Origin of the sequence: Aquabacterium sp. OR-4 (assembly GCF_025290835.2) — a bacterium.
Taxonomy (GTDB): domain Bacteria; phylum Pseudomonadota; class Gammaproteobacteria; order Burkholderiales; family Burkholderiaceae_C; genus Pseudaquabacterium.
Window position 1 is genome coordinate 495432 of record NZ_JAOCQD020000001.1, and the last position, 15524, is coordinate 510955.

The 15524-nt window shown below is 72.3% G+C and carries 12 protein-coding genes; 8 read left to right on the forward strand and 4 right to left on the reverse strand.

All coding sequences use genetic code 11. The features are described from left to right. Window positions 1-60: 60 nt before the first annotated feature. Entirely contained in the window at window positions 61-5178 is a 5118-nt protein-coding gene (locus N4G63_RS02000; protein ID WP_260789013.1) for a PAS domain S-box protein, read from the forward strand. 12 nt (window positions 5179-5190) lie between these two features. Here N4G63_RS02000 and soxZ read toward each other — a convergent pair whose 3' ends face one another. After that, window positions 5191-5508 carry a thiosulfate oxidation carrier complex protein SoxZ gene (soxZ, locus tag N4G63_RS02005; protein ID WP_260789012.1) on the reverse strand — a complete coding sequence of 106 codons (318 nt, stop codon included), beginning with the start codon at window positions 5506-5508 and terminating at the stop codon, window positions 5191-5193. Between the two features lie 84 nt (window positions 5509-5592). After that, the gene (gene soxY, locus N4G63_RS02010; protein ID WP_260789011.1) at window positions 5593-6051 is read right to left on the reverse strand and encodes a thiosulfate oxidation carrier protein SoxY; all 459 of its coding nucleotides are present in this window, start codon (window positions 6049-6051) and stop codon (window positions 5593-5595) included. Between the two features lie 113 nt (window positions 6052-6164). On the opposite strand from soxY, the gene N4G63_RS02015 reads away from it, so the two are divergent. Beyond that, complete coding sequence (locus N4G63_RS02015; protein ID WP_260789009.1) at window positions 6165-6620, forward strand: DUF2214 family protein; 456 nt, start codon at window positions 6165-6167, stop codon at window positions 6618-6620. A gap of 143 nt (window positions 6621-6763) precedes the next feature. On the opposite strand, the gene N4G63_RS02020 is transcribed toward N4G63_RS02015, so the two are convergent. Further along, window positions 6764-7048, reverse strand: coding sequence for a hypothetical protein (locus tag N4G63_RS02020; RefSeq protein ID WP_260789008.1), 285 nt, complete (start codon window positions 7046-7048; stop codon window positions 6764-6766). Window positions 7049-7220: 172 nt separating this feature from the next. After that, a complete protein-coding gene (locus N4G63_RS02025) occupies window positions 7221-8609 on the reverse strand; it encodes a serine/threonine-protein kinase (protein WP_314599285.1) in 1389 nt (462 codons plus the stop codon). A gap of 195 nt (window positions 8610-8804) precedes the next feature. Between N4G63_RS02025 and argS the strand changes: the two genes are divergently transcribed. The 6 genes from argS (at window position 8805) to N4G63_RS02055 (ending at window position 15439) form a co-directional block, all read left to right on the forward strand. Further along, entirely contained in the window at window positions 8805-10544 is a 1740-nt protein-coding gene (argS, locus tag N4G63_RS02030) for an arginine--tRNA ligase (RefSeq protein WP_260789005.1), read from the forward strand. 103 nt (window positions 10545-10647) lie between these two features. Beyond that, window positions 10648-11385, forward strand: coding sequence for an SPOR domain-containing protein (locus N4G63_RS02035; RefSeq protein ID WP_443111993.1), 738 nt, complete (start codon window positions 10648-10650; stop codon window positions 11383-11385). 75 nt (window positions 11386-11460) lie between these two features. Continuing rightward, entirely contained in the window at window positions 11461-12099 is a 639-nt protein-coding gene (locus N4G63_RS02040) for a thiol:disulfide interchange protein DsbA/DsbL (RefSeq protein ID WP_260789004.1), read from the forward strand. Between the two features lie 139 nt (window positions 12100-12238). Further along, window positions 12239-12898 carry a lipopolysaccharide transport periplasmic protein LptA gene (gene lptA / locus N4G63_RS02045; RefSeq protein WP_314599286.1) on the forward strand — a complete coding sequence of 220 codons (660 nt, stop codon included), beginning with the start codon at window positions 12239-12241 and terminating at the stop codon, window positions 12896-12898. A gap of 203 nt (window positions 12899-13101) precedes the next feature. Continuing rightward, entirely contained in the window at window positions 13102-13875 is a 774-nt protein-coding gene (gene lptB / locus N4G63_RS02050) for an LPS export ABC transporter ATP-binding protein (RefSeq protein ID WP_260789539.1), read from the forward strand. Between the two features lie 19 nt (window positions 13876-13894). After that, window positions 13895-15439 carry an RNA polymerase factor sigma-54 gene (locus tag N4G63_RS02055; protein ID WP_314599287.1) on the forward strand — a complete coding sequence of 515 codons (1545 nt, stop codon included), beginning with the start codon at window positions 13895-13897 and terminating at the stop codon, window positions 15437-15439. Window positions 15440-15524: the final 85 nt, after the last annotated feature.

Consider the following 15524-nt stretch of genomic DNA (forward strand, 5'->3'; position numbering starts at 1 on the left):
CGGGCCCGGCGGCTGCCGTGCAGCCCAGGCCGGCCTGAACCACCGGTGCCCCGACCCCGCATGAACGAGCTGCTGAGCGCCGCCGCCATCGCCCCTGCTGCCGAGCCGGGCCTGGACGACGCGCCGCCCCTCGGGCGGGCCGAGCGCCTGGGCCTGCTGCAGGCCGCGCTCGACCAAGGGGCCGATCCGGTGTTCGGCCTGGCGCGCGACGGCCACCTGGTCTACGCCAACCAGGCCGCCTGCCGCTGGCTGGGCTGTGCACCCGACAGCCTGCCGGCGCACGCGGCGGCCGAGCTCTCGCCCGCCTGGAGCACCCAGGCGCTGGCCCGCGACTGGGCCGCCTGGCGCACCGCCGGCGCGGCGGTGCTCGAAAGCACGCTGCACGATGGCGATGGGCGGCTGCGCCCGGTGGAGATGCGCCTGAGCATCGCCAGCTTCGAGGGCCGCGAGCTGCTGTTTGCGCTGGTGCACGACATCAGCCTGCGCCAGCGCACCCAGCAGCGCGACCAGCGTCGCCTGGTGCTGATGGAGAGCCTGGCGCTGGGCGCACCGCTGGACGGCCTGCTCGAGCGCCTGTGCCGCGAGCATGAGCAGCAGCACCCCGGCAGCCTGTGCGCGGTGATGCTGCGCGACGACGAGGCCGGCCACCTGATCGAGGTGGCCGGGCCCAGCCTGCCGGCCGAGTGGCGGCACGAGATTGCTCGGCTGCCGATCAGTGCCGACGGCCCGCCCTGCGCCGCGGCCGCCGCCACCGGCCAGCGCGTGGTGGTGGACGACATCCACCGCGATGCCAGCTGCGCCCCGGTGCGCGAGGCCGCCGCGCGCCTGGGCCTGGCCGCCTGCTGGTCGGAGCCGATCCGCGGCGCCCAGGGCCGGGTGCTGGGCACGCTGGCGGTTTACCGCCGCCACACCGGCCGGCCCGGTGCCGACGAGGCCGACGACCTGGCCTTTGCGGTGCAGCTGGCCGCCACCGCCTTGTCGCAGGGCCACACCACGCGCCAGCTGGCGGCCAGCGAGCGGCGCCTGAAGGACCTGCTGCGCGCCTTGCCCGACCTGGTGTGGATGAAGGACACGCAAGGCGTCTACCGCGCCTGCAACGCGGCCTTCGAGCGCCTGCTTGACCGGCCCGAGGCCGAGATCGTCGGCCGCAGCGACGCCGACTTCGTGGATGCCGAATCGGCCGCGGCAATGCGTGCCCACGACGCCGCGGTGATCGCCACCGGCCGGCCCGACGAGGGCGAGCGCTGGCTGCACTTTGCCCGCGACGGCCACCGCGGTCTGTACGAGATCGTGCAGACGCCGCTGTTCGATGCCGACGGCCAGCCCACCGGCCTGCTGGGCGTGGCGCGCGACGTCACGCTCACGCGCCAGGGCGCCCAGGCCATCACCGACCAGCACCGCCTGGTCGACACCATGTTCAGCCAGACCACCGACGCCATCGTGCTGCTCGACCCGGTGTCGCTGAACTTCGTGAACTTCAACGACGCGGCCAGCGCGGGGCTGGGCTATGCGCGCGAGGCCTTTGCGCGCCTGCGGCCGATGGACCTGCAGGCCGAGCTCGACGAAAACGCCGTGCGCGCCGTGCTGCGCCGCGCGATGGCCGGCGAGGTGGTGCGCTTCGACACCCGCCACCGCCGCGCCGACGGCGGCCAGCAGATCGCCGCGCTGACGCTGCGGCGGCTGCAGTTTGCCGGCCGCATGATGGTTTCGGCGGTGTGGCGCGACATCACCGACAGCCGGCTGCACGAGGTGCGCATCCAGCGCCTGAACCAGGCCTACGCGATGCTCAGCCGGGTCAACGAGGCCATCGTGCGCATCCGCGACAGCGGCACGCGGCTGTTCAACGAGGTCTGCCGCATCGCGGTCGAGGTGGGCGGCTTCCGCCTGGCCTGGGTGGGCGGGCTTGATCCGGGTGGCGGCGGGCTGTTTCCGATCACCCACTCGGGCACCGACGAGCATTACCTCGACCAGCTGCGCCTGCCCTCGCAGCAGCCGCCCGGCCCGGCCGCACAGGCGGTGGCCGGGGGCCGGGTGTGCGTGTTCAACGACATCGCCGAATCACCGGCCAGCAAGCTGCGCGAATCGGCGCTGGCCCATGGCTACCGGGCCTTCGGCGCGTTTCCGATCCCGGCCGGCGGCACGGTGCGCCATGCGCTGATGGTCTATTCCGACGTGGTCGGCCACTTCGACGACGAGCAGATCACGCTGTTCACCCGGCTGGCCCAGGATCTCGGTTTTGCGCTCGACTTCAACGCCGTCGAGCAGGCCCAGCGCCAGGAGCAGCGCTTTCGCGAGCAGTTGGTCGATTCGGTGGCCGGCCTGTTCTTCGCGCTGGATCGCCAGGGCCGGCCGGTGCTGTGGAACCGCCGCTTCGAGGAGGTGACCGGCTACGCCGCGGCCGAGATCGCGCAGCGCCCGGCCACCGACTACTTCGACGCCGACGAGCGCGTGCGCATGGCCGAGAGCATTGCCGAGGTGTTTGACCGCGGCGAGGGCCGGGTCGAGGCCTCGCTGGTGTCGCGCGACGGCCGCCGCACACCCTACCTGTTTGTCTCGCGGCGCATCGACCGCTCGCCCGAGCCGCTGCTGGTGGGCACCGGCACCGACATCTCGGACCGCGTGCGCTCCGACCGCGAGCTGGCGCTGTACCGCCAGCAGCTCGAGGTGCTGGTGGCCACCCGCACCGCCGAGCTCGAGACCGTCAACGCCCGCCTGGCGCGTGAAGACCAGCGCCTGCGCGCCATGCTGGCGCTCAGCCAGAAGGCCAGCGCGCAGGGCGAGCAGGAGCTGCTGCAGGGCGGGCTCGAGGTGGCCTGCCGCCAGACCGCCAGCGCCGTGGGCTGCCTGGCCGGCGTGGAAGACGGCGCCCTGCTGCCCGGCCTGCAGGCCTGGGCCGGCCAGCCGCCACCGGCCGATGCGCCCACGCCGGTCGACTCGGCGCTGTGGCAGGCCGCACTGGCGCAGCGCCGCACCGTGGTGCTGGAAGGCGAGGCGGCACGCAGCGCCGGCCTGCTGCCCGGCGCCTCGCGGCTGCTGTGCATGCCGGTGGTCGACGACGGCCAGGTGCGCCTGCTGCTGTGCGTGGCCGACAAGCCCGGCCCTTACGACGCCGCCGACGAGCGTGCGCTGGCGCTGATCGGCGGCGACCTGCTGCGCATCGTGCGCCGGCGCCGCATCGAGATCGCGCTCGAGCAGGCCAAACAGGCCGCCGACGCGGCCAACCAGGCCAAGGGCGCCTTCCTGGCCAACATGAGCCACGAGATCCGCACGCCGATGAACGCCATCGTCGGGTTTGCCCACCTGCTGCGCCGCGACCCGCTCACGCCGCGCCAGGTGGACCACCTGGCCAAGATCACCGATGCCGGCCAGCACCTGCTGCAGGTCATCAACGACATCCTCGACTTCTCCAAGATCGAGGCCCACAAGATCACGCTGGACGACACCGACTTCGTGCTGCGCGAGAGCGTCGAGCGCGTCACCGCGATGCTGGTCGACCGGGCCCGCGCCAAGCAGGTGGCGATCTCGCTCGAGATGCCCGGCTGCCCGGCCGTGGTGCGCGGCGACCGCCTGCGCCTCGAGCAGGTGCTGCTGAACCTGGTGGGCAATGCGGTCAAGTTCACCCAGCGCGGCCGGGTGATGCTGCGCATTGCCGCGCTGTCCGACGACGGCCAGCAGCTGCTGCTGCGCTTCGAGGTCGAGGACACCGGCATCGGCATGCGCGAGGACCAGATCCCGCACCTGTTCGAGGCCTTCGAGCAGGCCGACGCATCGACCACGCGGCGCTTCGGCGGCACCGGTCTGGGCCTGGCCATCAGCAAGCGGCTGACCGAGCTGATGCACGGACGCATCGGCGTGCGCAGCCAGCCCGGTCGGGGCAGCCTGTTCTGGTTTGAGCTGCCGCTGCAGCGCGGCCAGGCACTGCCCGTGGCCGACGCCGGGGCTGCCGCGGCAGCGCGGCCGGCACTGCTGCCGCCGGCGCCCGACGATGCCGCCCTGCTGCGCAGCGCCCGCGTGCTGCTGGCCGAAGACAACGCCATCAACCAGGAGGTGGCCTCCACCCTGCTGGGCGCGCTGGGCGTGACGGTGGACGTGGCCGGCAACGGCGAGGAGGCGGTGCGCCTGGTGCGCGAGCTGCCGCACGGCCCCTACGACCTGGTGCTGATGGATGTGCAGATGCCGGTGATGGACGGCCTGCGCGCCACCGGCCAGATCCGCGCAGCCGAAGGCGCCACGCGCCTGCCCATCGTGGCCATGACCGCCAATGCCTTCGAGGAAGACCGGCTGCAGTGCCTGGCCGCCGGCATGGACGACTACCTGGCCAAGCCGGTCGAGCCGCAGCAGCTGCGCCAGTGCCTGCTGAGCTGGCTGCGCCGCCGCCGCCTGCCGCTGCCGGCGGCCGGTGCCGGCCCCGACGATCAGCTGCGCACGCGGCTGGCGGCCGTGCCCGGGCTGGACCTGGCGCTGGGCCTCACGCGGGTGAACGGCAACTGGGCGCTGTACCTGCGCGCGCTGCGCCTGTTTCGCAGCCACCATGGCCCCGACCTGGAGCGCCTGGCCCAGCCGGAGCCAATGTCGGCGCCCATGCGGGTGGCGCCGGTGGCCGCCGGGCCCGCCGATGCCGCTGCGCCCGCGGCCTGGCACGGCCTGCGCCGCCTGGCCCACTCGGTGGCCGGCGCCGCCGCCACGCTGGGGGCCGGGCCGCTGCAGCGCCAGGCTCAGGCGCTTGAGCAGGCGCTCGAGCAGGCGCTCGACCTGCCGCGCGCCCTGGTGGCGGGCACGCTGGCCGAGGCTGCGGCCAGCCCGGCGGCGCTGCCGGCCACACCGCCCCTGGCGCTGCAGCAGGCGCTGGCCGACGAGCTGGGCCGCCTTTTCAGCGCACTGGACGAGGCGTTGGCCGAAGCCGCCGCGCCGCCGGCCAGCCCGGCGCCCGACTGGGCCCAGGTGCTGGGCAGCCTGGTGGCGCTGCAGCCCCTGCTGGTAAGCCACGACACCAGTGCCGGCGAGCGTTTCGACACCGAGCGCGGCCCCTTGCTGGCGGCCTTTGGCGAGGCTGCCGAGCGCCTGGGCCGGCACATCCACAACTTCAGCTTCAGCGAGGCGCTGCTGGTGCTGGCGCCGCTGCTGGCCCTGGCCGGCGAGCGCGCCGCCGCTGGCGATGGCCGCGCGCCAGGCGAGTGAGCGCCCAGGCGCTCAACCGGCGATCACCGCGGCCTCGTCGCTGCGCCGCTCGCCGCGGTTGTCAACCCAGCTCACGCCGATGCGGTCACCCGGCTTGGCGCCGCGCAGCGTGAACTGCAGAAAGGGGTTGCGCGCCACCGACGGGCCGCACTGCGCGGTCAGCACCTGGCGCCCGTTGAGCGTGACGCTGATCTCGCGGATGTGCCAGGCCGGCACCAGGCGGCCGGTGGCGTCCTTGCGCTGGCCGGTCTCCATCTCGTGGGCCATCAGCACACGCACGACGGTCTTGTCGCCCGTGCTGCGGGCGCGGATCAGGGTCGGGTCGGTCATGGGGCGTGTGGCGGCTGGGGCTGGGGCGTTGTCGGGTGGCCGGGGTGGCGGCTGGCGGCTGGGTGATGCGTGATGGGTGCGGTGTCAGCCGCCGCAGCCACCGGCCGTGACCTGCACCTCGCGCTGCGCAAACAGCACGCGGCCATCGGCCGTGACGGCCACCGCCAGCACCCGCGACGACTGGCTCATCTTCACCCGGGTGGCGATGTCGGGCACCAGGCCTTCGCCGGGCTCGAACATCGCGCACAGCGGCGACGGGTTCTTGTCCACCAGCAGCATCAGCCGGCGCACGCCCGCCAGGCTGCTGGCGCAGCCGAGCGCCACCGCGGCGCCGTTCTCGGCCACATCGGGGGCCGCCAGCGTGACCTCGCGGCTTTCCACCGGCGCCGACAGGCCCAGCACGCGGGCCAGCTCGGCCAGGTTGCGGGCCTCGAAGGCGGCGCTGTTCCAGGCGGCCTGCGCCACCTCGGGCAGCAGGCCCAGGCCGCCCAGCAGGCCGGCGACGGCGGCACTGCGCTGCAGCATCTGTCGGCGGTCGGGCATCGGGCGGGTCTCCAGAGGGCGGGCGAGAAGGGGCGCGGCATCGAGGGCCACGCCCGCGGACGGCCCGCTACGCTACCACCGGGCGGCGCCGGGCGTTGGCTAGACTCGGCCACATGTATGCCGACACCGCCTTTGCCGTCCTGCACCTGCTGGCCATCCTGAGCTGGGTGGTGTTCTTGTCCAGCACCGCGGCGCTGGCGCGCAGCGAGTGGCTCAATGCCGCGGCGCTGGCCCGGCTGGTGGTGGTGGACCGGGTGGCCTTCATCGCCGGCTGGGTGGTGCTGGCCAGCGGCCTGCTGCGCATGGCGGCCAGCCCCAAGGGCCTGGCCTGGCTGGCCGGGCAGCCGCTGCTGTGGGCCAAGTGGGCCTTGATGGCGCTGATGCTGGCCGCCGCCTGGCGCACCCATGCCGAGCTGCGCGCCTGGCAGGCCACGCACCAGGCCGGTGGCGGCCTGCCGGCCGAGCCGGCGGTGCAGGCGCTGCGCCGCCGCGTGATGCGCGCCTCGCACCTGATGCTGGTGCTGCCGCTGCTGGCGGTGCTGCTGGCGCGCGGGGTACTCACGCGCTGATGCCATGCCGGCGCGAATGCCGCCGGCGGCCAGAAATGCCAAGGGCCGGCGCAGGCCGGCCCTTGCAGGCACAGCCGGGGCGCACCCCGGCTGCCGGGCGCACCGTCAGCGCCCCGGGGCGCCGGCGGTCGCCATGTCGCCGATCACTTGGCGTCGGACACGCACTTCTTGACGAAGCTGTTCTTGGCCGCGCCATGCAGCTTCTTATCGCCAGCGGTCTTCTCGCAGGCGGCGGCGGCCGGCGACGAGGCCGCCTTGGCCGCGCCACCACCCGAGCACTTCTTGACGAAGCTGTTCTTGGCGGCACCGTGCAGCTTCTTCTCGTCGGCCTGCTTCTCGCAGGCGGCCTTGTCGTCGGCGGCATGCACATGGCTCACGCCAGCAGCCAGGAACAGCGCAACGACGACGGTGGACAACGGCTTGAACATGGTGGGGTCCTCTTCCTCGGGTGTGTGTGATCGGCCAGACGGCCGAGCCGATTGGAGCAGAGGGCCTGCCCAGCGGCAATGATTCAACGCCGGGCTGTGGCGCGCCGTGCACCTGCGGCCCTGTGAGCGGGTGTGACCGCTGTCACGGCCTGGGCGTCCGGCCCGGTCGCGCCTACAGAATGCGCCGTGGGTGGTGCAGGGTTTCGTGCGCGGCGTGCAGCCGGCGCACCAGCACGCGGATGAAGGCGGCATCGAACAGGTGCCGGGTGCTGGGGCTGAAGGTGTCCATGGCCTCGGGCGTGAACGAGATCGTGGTCGCCGCGTCGGACACGATCACATCGGCCGCATGCAGGCGCAGATCGGGGCTGGGCGCCAGGTAGGCCATCTCGCCCACCGAGGTGCCGGCGCCCAGGCGCGCCACGCGCTGGCCGTCGCGGTACACCTCGATGCGGCCCTGGGCAATGATGTGGAAGGTGTTGCCGGACTCGCCCTTGCGGTACAGCGCCGTGCCGTGGCGGTGGCGCAGCCACTGGGCGCGGTGCACCACCTCCCACAGCTCGACATCACCGAAGCCGGTGAAGAACTCCAGCGAGCGCAGCAGGTTGAAGCGCTCGGAGTCGAGCACGTCCTGCTGCCGGCCCAGCGGCACCTCGGCATTGGCCACCAGCAGCGCCCACTCGCGGGCAAAGCTGTCCCAGTCGGCCGGGCGCTCGTCGCGGTTCTTGGCCAGCGAGCGCATCAGCAGCGCTTCCATGCGCGGCGGCACGCCCTCGCGCAGGCTGCCCAGCGGCTGCGCCTGCTGGTGGTAGATCAGGTTCATCAGCGCCACCTGGTTGGGCGCCTCGAAGGGCGGGCGGCCCGCCACCAGGTGGTACAGCACAGCGGCCAGCGAGTAGATGTCGGCGCGCGCGTCGAGCGTGCTGCCGTCCAGCTGCTCGGGCGACATGTAGGCCAGCGAGCCGACGCGGAACACCTGGGTGCGGTCGCTGGTCTGGTCGAACACGCTGCCGAAATCGGTGATCTTGATGTCGGTGACCAGGTCGTTGTGCAGCAGCGCCAGGATGTTGGCCGGCTTCACGTCGCGGTGGATCAGGCCCTTGCGCGCCACATAGCCCAGGGCCATGGCGCACTTGAAGCCGATCTCCACCACCTGCTCGAGCGACAGCAGGTTGTCGGGCCGGCAAAAGCGCCGCAGCGTGCTGCCGGCCACGAACTCCATCACCAGATAGGGCTGCACGGGATCGGACACCGCGTCGAACATCTGCACCACATTGGGATGCTGCAGCTTGCCCACCAGTGCGGCCTCGGCGGCAAAGAAGCGCTCGCGGTAGTGCAGGTCGTCACCGAACTGGCTGGCCGCGGGGCGCGCGCGCTTGATCGCCACTTGCCGGTGGTGGAACTCATCCTCGGCGAGAAAGACCTCGCTGGTGGCGCCCTCGCCCAGTCGGCCGATGACGCGGTACTTGCCGATGCGCTCGGGCAGGGCCTGGCCGCCGGCCATGGCGGGCGGGGGGCACTCGGCGGGGGCGCTGAGTTCGGCGAAAGCGGAGGTTGAGGCCATGACTGCTGCGTTGTCAGCCCGTATCTTCGGCAGCGCGGTGGGGCGGCTGTAGCCCGGCGGCGCGGCGCAATTGCAACCAGTCGTGCCGGCGGCGGCCCGCCGGGCCGGCCCTTCCCAGGGCGCCGGCTGCCAGCCACCCGGCGGGCCCTTCCCAGGGGCCGGCTGGCCGCCACCCGGCCCGTAGAATCCTCCGCCATGATCCAAGCCAAGCAGGAGCTGCTGGCGGCACTCGGCGCCGCAGTGCAGCAGCTCGCGCCCGATACCGCGCCCGCCTCCCCGTTCACGCCCGCCTTCGAGTCGCCCAAGCAGGCCGCCCACGGCGATTTCGCCATCACCGCGGCCATGCAGCTGGCCAAGGCCGCCAAGCGCAACCCGCGCGAGCTGGCCACCGCGCTGGTCGAGGCGCTCAACGCCCAGCCGGCCGTGCAGCAATGGGTGGAGGCGCTCGAGATCGCCGGCCCCGGCTTCATCAACCTGCGCCTGAAGGCCGCCGCCAAGCAGGCCATCGTGTCCGAGGTGCTGGCCGCCGGCACCGGCTTCGGCCGCCAGCCGGCCAACGGCCGCAGCGTGATGGTCGAGTTTGTCTCGGCCAACCCCACCGGCCCGCTGCACCTGGGCCATGCGCGCCAGGCGGCGCTGGGCGACGCCATCTGCAGCCTGTTCGGCACCCAGGGCTGGGCGGTGACGCGCGAGTTCTATTACAACGACGCCGGCGTGCAGATCGCCACGCTGGCGCACAGCACCCAATGCCGGCTGAAGGGCCTGAAGCCCGGCGACGCCGGCTGGCCCGAATCGGCCTACAACGGCGAATACATCCAGGACATCGCCGACGCCTTCCGCGCCCGGGCCACGGTCAAGGCCGACGACCGCGAGTTCACCGCCAGCGGCGACGAGAACGATCTCGACGGCATCCGCCAGTTCGCCGTGGCCTACCTGCGCCACGAGCAGGATCTCGACTTGCAGGCCTTCGGCCTGAAGTTCGACCACTACTACCTGGAGAGCGGCCTCTACACCAGCGGCCGGGTCGACGCGGCGGTGCAGCGCTTGGTGGCCAATGGCAAGACCTACGAGTCCGATGGCGCGCTGTGGCTCAAGAGCACCGAGTACGGCGACGACAAGGACCGCGTGATGCGCAAGTCCGACGGCTCGTACACCTACTTCGTGCCCGATGTGGCGTACCACATCCACAAGTTCGAGCGCGGCTTCAGCAAGTGCATCAACATCCAGGGCACCGACCACCACGGCACCATTGCCCGCGTGCGCGGTGGCCTGCAGGCCGCCGATCTGGGCATCCCGCAGGGCTTTCCGGACTACGTGCTGCACAAGATGGTGCTGGTGATGCGCGGCGGCCAGGAGGTCAAGCTGAGCAAGCGCGCCGGCAGCTACGTGACCCTGCGCGACCTGATCGACTGGACCAGCCGCGATGCGGTGCGCTTCTTCCTGGTGAGCCGCAAGGCCGACACCGAGTTCACCTTCGACGTCGACCTGGCGCTGAAGGCCAACGACGAGAACCCGGTGTTCTATGTGCAGTACGCGCATGCGCGCATCTGCTCGGTGCTGGCCGCCTGGCATCAGAAGCAGGGCGGTGCCGTGGCCGCCGCGCCCGACCTGTCGCGGCTGACCGCGCCCACCGAAACTGCGCTGATGCTCAAGCTGGCGGCCTACCCCGACATGCTGGGCGCCGCCGCGGCCGATCTGGCGCCGCACGACATCACCTTCTACCTGCGTGATCTGGCCGCCGCCTTCCACAGCTGGTATGCCGCCGAACGCTTCCTGGTCGACGACCCGGTGCTGGCCGGCGCGCGCATGGCGCTGCTGGCCGCCACCGCCCAGGTGCTGCGCAATGCGCTGGCGGTGCTGGGCGTGAGCGCGCCCGAGGCCATGGCGCGCGAGGCGGCGGTGGCCGACGTTGCCGCCGACGGTGCATCGGCATGAGGCACTGTTTGTCAGCCAGCGGGACGAGCGCCGGGCCGCTCCCAAGCCGGCCCGCCATCCCCATGGGGGATCGGCCCATGTCCCCGTGGGACGAGGGGCAGACATGATGAAACCCGTGCCGCGCGGCGGCTTTGCGGTGGGTCTGGTGGCGGGCCTGCTGATCGGCCTGGCGGTGGCGCTGGCGGTGGCGCTGTACGTCACCAAGGCACCGATCCCCTTCGTCAACAAGCTGCCGCAGCGCACCGCCGAGCAGGACGCCGCCGAGGCCGAGCGCAACAAGCACTGGGACCCCAACGCGCCGCTGGGCGGCAAGAACGCGGCACCGCGCGCCGCGGCGCCGGCCTCGGGGGCGCAGGCCGCGTTGCCCGGGTCGGCCACCGCGCCGGCTGTCGCCACGGCCGCTACGCCGGCGACCACCCCGGCGCCCGCCGCCGGGCCGGCCGCGCCGCCCCAAGCCGCCGCCACACCGGCTGCCACCTCGGCGGCCACCTCGGCCGCCACCACGCCCGCGCCAGCGCGCAGCCCGGCTTCGGCAGCCGCCGCGGCGCGCGACCCCGCGGCCATCCTGGCCGGCCAGGGCGGCGGCGCAGCGCCTGCGGCCAAGCCGGCGATGTTCTTCGTGCAGGCCGGCGCCTACGGCAGCCCCGACGACGCCGAGGCCCAGCGCGCGCGGCTGGCGATGTCGGGCTTCACGGCCAAGGTGATGGCGCGCGAGCAGACCGGCAAGACCGTCTACCGCGTGCGCCTGGGCCCGTTTGACGAGCGCGATGCCGCCGACGACCTGCGCGAAAAGCTCGGCGCGGCAGGCGTCGAGTCCACGCTGGTGCGCGTGGAGCGTTGAACCTGTGGCGGCAGGCCGAGTCCATGGCCCGGTTGCCACCTGAAACTGCATGCCCTGCCGGGCAAAGGAAGTCGAATGAATCGTCGTGACATCGTGATCGGCCTGCCGGCCGCCGGCCTGCTGAGCGGCCTGTCGCTGCCCAGCCTGGCCCAGGGCGGGCCGGTCGAAGGCCAGGATTACAAGAAGCTCGACAAGCCGCTGGCCGTGGCGGCGGGCAAGATCGAGGTGGTCGAGTTCTTCGGCTACTGGTGCCCGCACTGCAATGCCTTCGAGCCCACGCTCGACGCCTGGCAGCGCAGGTTGCCGGCCGATCAGGTGGCGTTCCGCCGCGTCGCCATCTCGTTCCGCCCCAACCAGGAAACGCTGCAGCGCCTGTACTACGCGCTCGAGGCCCTGGGCCAGGTCGAAGCGCTGCACCGCAAGGTCTTCCACGCCTATCACGTGGAGCACAAGCCGCTGAACACCGACGCCGAGGTGGCCGCCTGGGCCCAGGCCAACGGTGCCGACGGCGCCAAGATCGTCGACGCGATGAAGAGCTTTGGCGTGGCCACCAAGGTGCGCCTGGCTCGCCAGCTGGCCGAGGGTTACGCCATCGACGGCGTGCCCACGCTGGGCGTGCAGGGGCGTTGGCGCACCGCGCCGTCGATCGCCGGCACCGAGGCCCGCGCGCTGGCCGTCACCGACGCGCTGATCGCGATGGCCCGCCGCGGCTGATCCTGGTAAAAACCCTTGGTTTCTGACGCCGCACTGACGGTGTCACCAAGGCCCAGCGGATGCCACAGATTTGGCATCGGCCACTTCCGCAGCGGTCGGCTCTTGGGCCTAGAATGATCTGCAAGTTCTGTGCCGATCAATGCCCAAGCCGACCTCCCCCCCATCGATCACCGCCTGCCTGAGGCGGGGCGCCAGCCTGGCCCTGGGGCTGGCCGCGATGCTGCCGGTGCAGGCCGAGCGCAGCGACCGCACCAAGCCGATGGCGCTGGAATCCGACCAGCCCTGCGTGGTGAACCTGGCCAAGCAGACCAGCGCCTGCGCCGGCAACGTGGTCATCAGCCAGGGCTCACTGCTGCTGCGCGCCGACAAGCTCGAGGTGCGTGAGACGCCCGAAGGCTGGCAGCAGGTGCAGGCCAGCGGCAGCGCCGACAAGCCGGCCCGCGTGAAGCAAAAGCGCGACGGCGTCGACGAGACGGTCGAGGGCCAGGCCCAGCGCATCGATTACGACAGCAAGACCGGCACCATCCGCTTCGACGGCGCGGCCGTGGTGCGGCGCCTGCGCGGCGCGGTGGTGGCCGACGAGATCCAGGGCACCCGCATCGTCTGGGACGGCCAGGCCGAGACCTTCAATGTGCAGGGCGGCGGCAACACCACGCCCAGCAACCCGGGCGGCCGGGTGCGCGCCGTGATCACGCCGCGCCCCGGCACCGAAGCCGCCGCCGCCATGGCCGCCGAGTCGGCCTCGGCCCCCGCGCCAGCCCCGCTGAAAACCACGCCGGCGCTCGGGGAGCGGCGTTGATGCAACAGGCCCGGCCCACCGCCATCCCCCAGGGGGATCGCCCGACGGCCGCGGTGGGCGAGGGGCTCGCGGTGAGCGGGCCGAGCGCCGGGCCGCTCCCAAGCCGGCCCGCCATCCCCGCGGGGAATCGCCCGACGGCCGCGGCGGGCGAGGGGCTCGCAGTGAGCGGGCCGAGCGCCGGGCCGCTCCCAAGCCGGCCCGCCATCCCCTTGGGGGATCGCCCGACGCTCGCGGCGGGCGAGGGGCTCCATGTCACCGGTTTGCAAAAACGCTACGGCTCGCGCCAGGTGGTCAAGGATGTGCGCCTGGCGGTGGGCGCCGGCGAGGTGGTGGGCCTGCTAGGCCCCAATGGCGCGGGCAAGACCACCACCTTCTACATGGTGGTGGGCCTGGTGCGGGCCGATGCCGGCGAGATCCACATCGATGGCGTGGCGGTGCAGGCCAAGCCCATCCATCAGCGCGCGCGCATGGGCCTGAGCTACCTGCCGCAGGAAGCCTCGATCTTCCGCAAGCTCACGGTCGAGGAGAACGTGCGTGCGGTGCTCGAGCTGCAGGTGGGGGCCGATGGTCGGCCGCTGGGCGCGGCCGAGATCCAGCAGCGGCTTGACGGCCTGCTGCACGACCTGAGCATCGAGAAGCTGCGCGAATCGCCGGCGCCGGCGCTGTCGGGCGGTGAGCGGCGGCGCGTGGAGATCGCCCGCGCGCTGGCCACGCAGCCGCGCTTCATCCTGCTCGACGAGCCCTTTGCCGGCGTCGACCCGATCGCGGTGATCGAGATCCAGCGCATCATCGGTTTTCTCAAGCAGCGCGGCATCGGTGTGCTGATCACCGACCACAACGTGCGCGAGATGCTGGGCATCTGCGACCGCGCGTACATCATCAGCGAAGGCCGTGTGCTGGCCGAAGGCACGCCGTCCGAGATTGTCGAGAACGCCGACGTGCGCCGGGTGTATCTCGGCGAGCACTTCAAGATGTGAGCTTGGGCGGAAAGCAGTCATGAAACCGTCCCTACAGGTCCGCCTGTCGCAGCACCTGGCGCTGACGCCCCAGCTGCAGCAATCGATCCGCCTGCTGCAGTTGTCCACGCTGGAGCTGCACCAGGAAATCGAGCAGATGCTCGAGGCCAACCCCTTTCTCGAGGCCGAAGAGGGGGGCGACGATTCACTGGCCTACGGCCTCGAGCGCGTGGCCGCCACGCCCGAGAGCGGCGCCGGTGCCGAGCGCGAGAAAGAGCGCCAGAGCGAGCGCGACGACGCCGGCACCGAAGAGCCCGCGGGCGTGGATGCCGCCGAGTTTGGCGCCACCGAGCGCGACGACTGGGAAAACGGCACCGAGCGCGACGACTTTGATGGCATCCGCGAGGCCCCGTCCAACAGCCCCTCGGGCAGTGGCGGCGACGACGATTTCGAGCCGGTGGACGCCGCCAGCAGCGGCCCCTCGCTGCAGGATCACCTGCGCCGGCAGCTGCTGGGCATGCGCCTGTCCGACGAGGACGCGGCCACCGTGATGGTGCTGATCGAAAGCCTCAACGAGGACGGCTGGCTGGCCGACCCGCTGGAGGAGATCGCCGCCCGCGTGGCCGACAGCCTGGGCGTGGCCGAAGACGACCTGGAAGAGCGCGAAGACCTGTTTGGGCGCCTGCGCTGCGGCCTGAAGTGGCTGCAAAGCCTCGAGCCCACCGGCGTGGGCGCGGCCAATCTGGGCGAGTGCCTGGTGCTGCAGCTGCGCGAGCGGCCCGCCAGCCCCGCGCGCAAGCTGGCCATGCGCGTGAGCGAACAGCACCTCGATCTGCTGGCGCGGCGCGACATGAAGAAGCTCACGCAGGCCACCGGCGCCGATGAAGCCCTGCTGCGCGAGGCGCAGGCGCTGATCCTGAGCTGCGAGCCCAAGCCGGGCCGGCCGTTCACGCGCGCCGAGGCCAACATCATCGTGCCCGATGTCATCGTGCAGAAGGCGGGCCGCGGCTGGAAGGCCGTGCTCAACCCCGACGTGATGCCCAAGCTGAAGATCAACGATCTGTATGCGCAGGCCATTCGCGGCCAGCGCAACGGCTCGGCGGGCGGGCTGTCGTCGCGGCTGCAGGAGGCGCGCTGGTTCATGAAGAACATCCTGCAGCGCTTTGACACCATCCTGCGCGTCAGCCAGGCCATCGTCGAGCGGCAGAAGGGCTTCTTCACCCATGGCGAGATCGCGATGAAGCCGCTGGTGTTGCGCGAGATCGCCGACGAGCTGGGCCTGCACGAGAGCACCATCTCGCGCGTGACCACCGCCAAGTACATGAACACGCCGTTCGGCACCTTCGAGCTGAAGTACTTCTTCGGCTCGAGCCTGAACACCGAGGCGGGCGGCAACGCCAGCTCCACCGCCGTGCGCGCGCTGATCAAGCAGCTGGTCGGCAACGAAGACCCGGCCAAGCCGCTGTCGGACAGCCAGCTCTCGGACATGCTGTCCGAGCAGGGCATCCAGGTGGCGCGGCGCACGGTGGCCAAATACCGCGAGGCGCTGAAGATCGCGCCCGCCAACCTGCGCAAGGCACTTTGACCAAGACCCCACGCCCGCCGATCGGCGGCTACAAGACGCAGCGCCACGACGAGGCGCGCGGCCCCGGCGCACGCCCCGGCCCCGG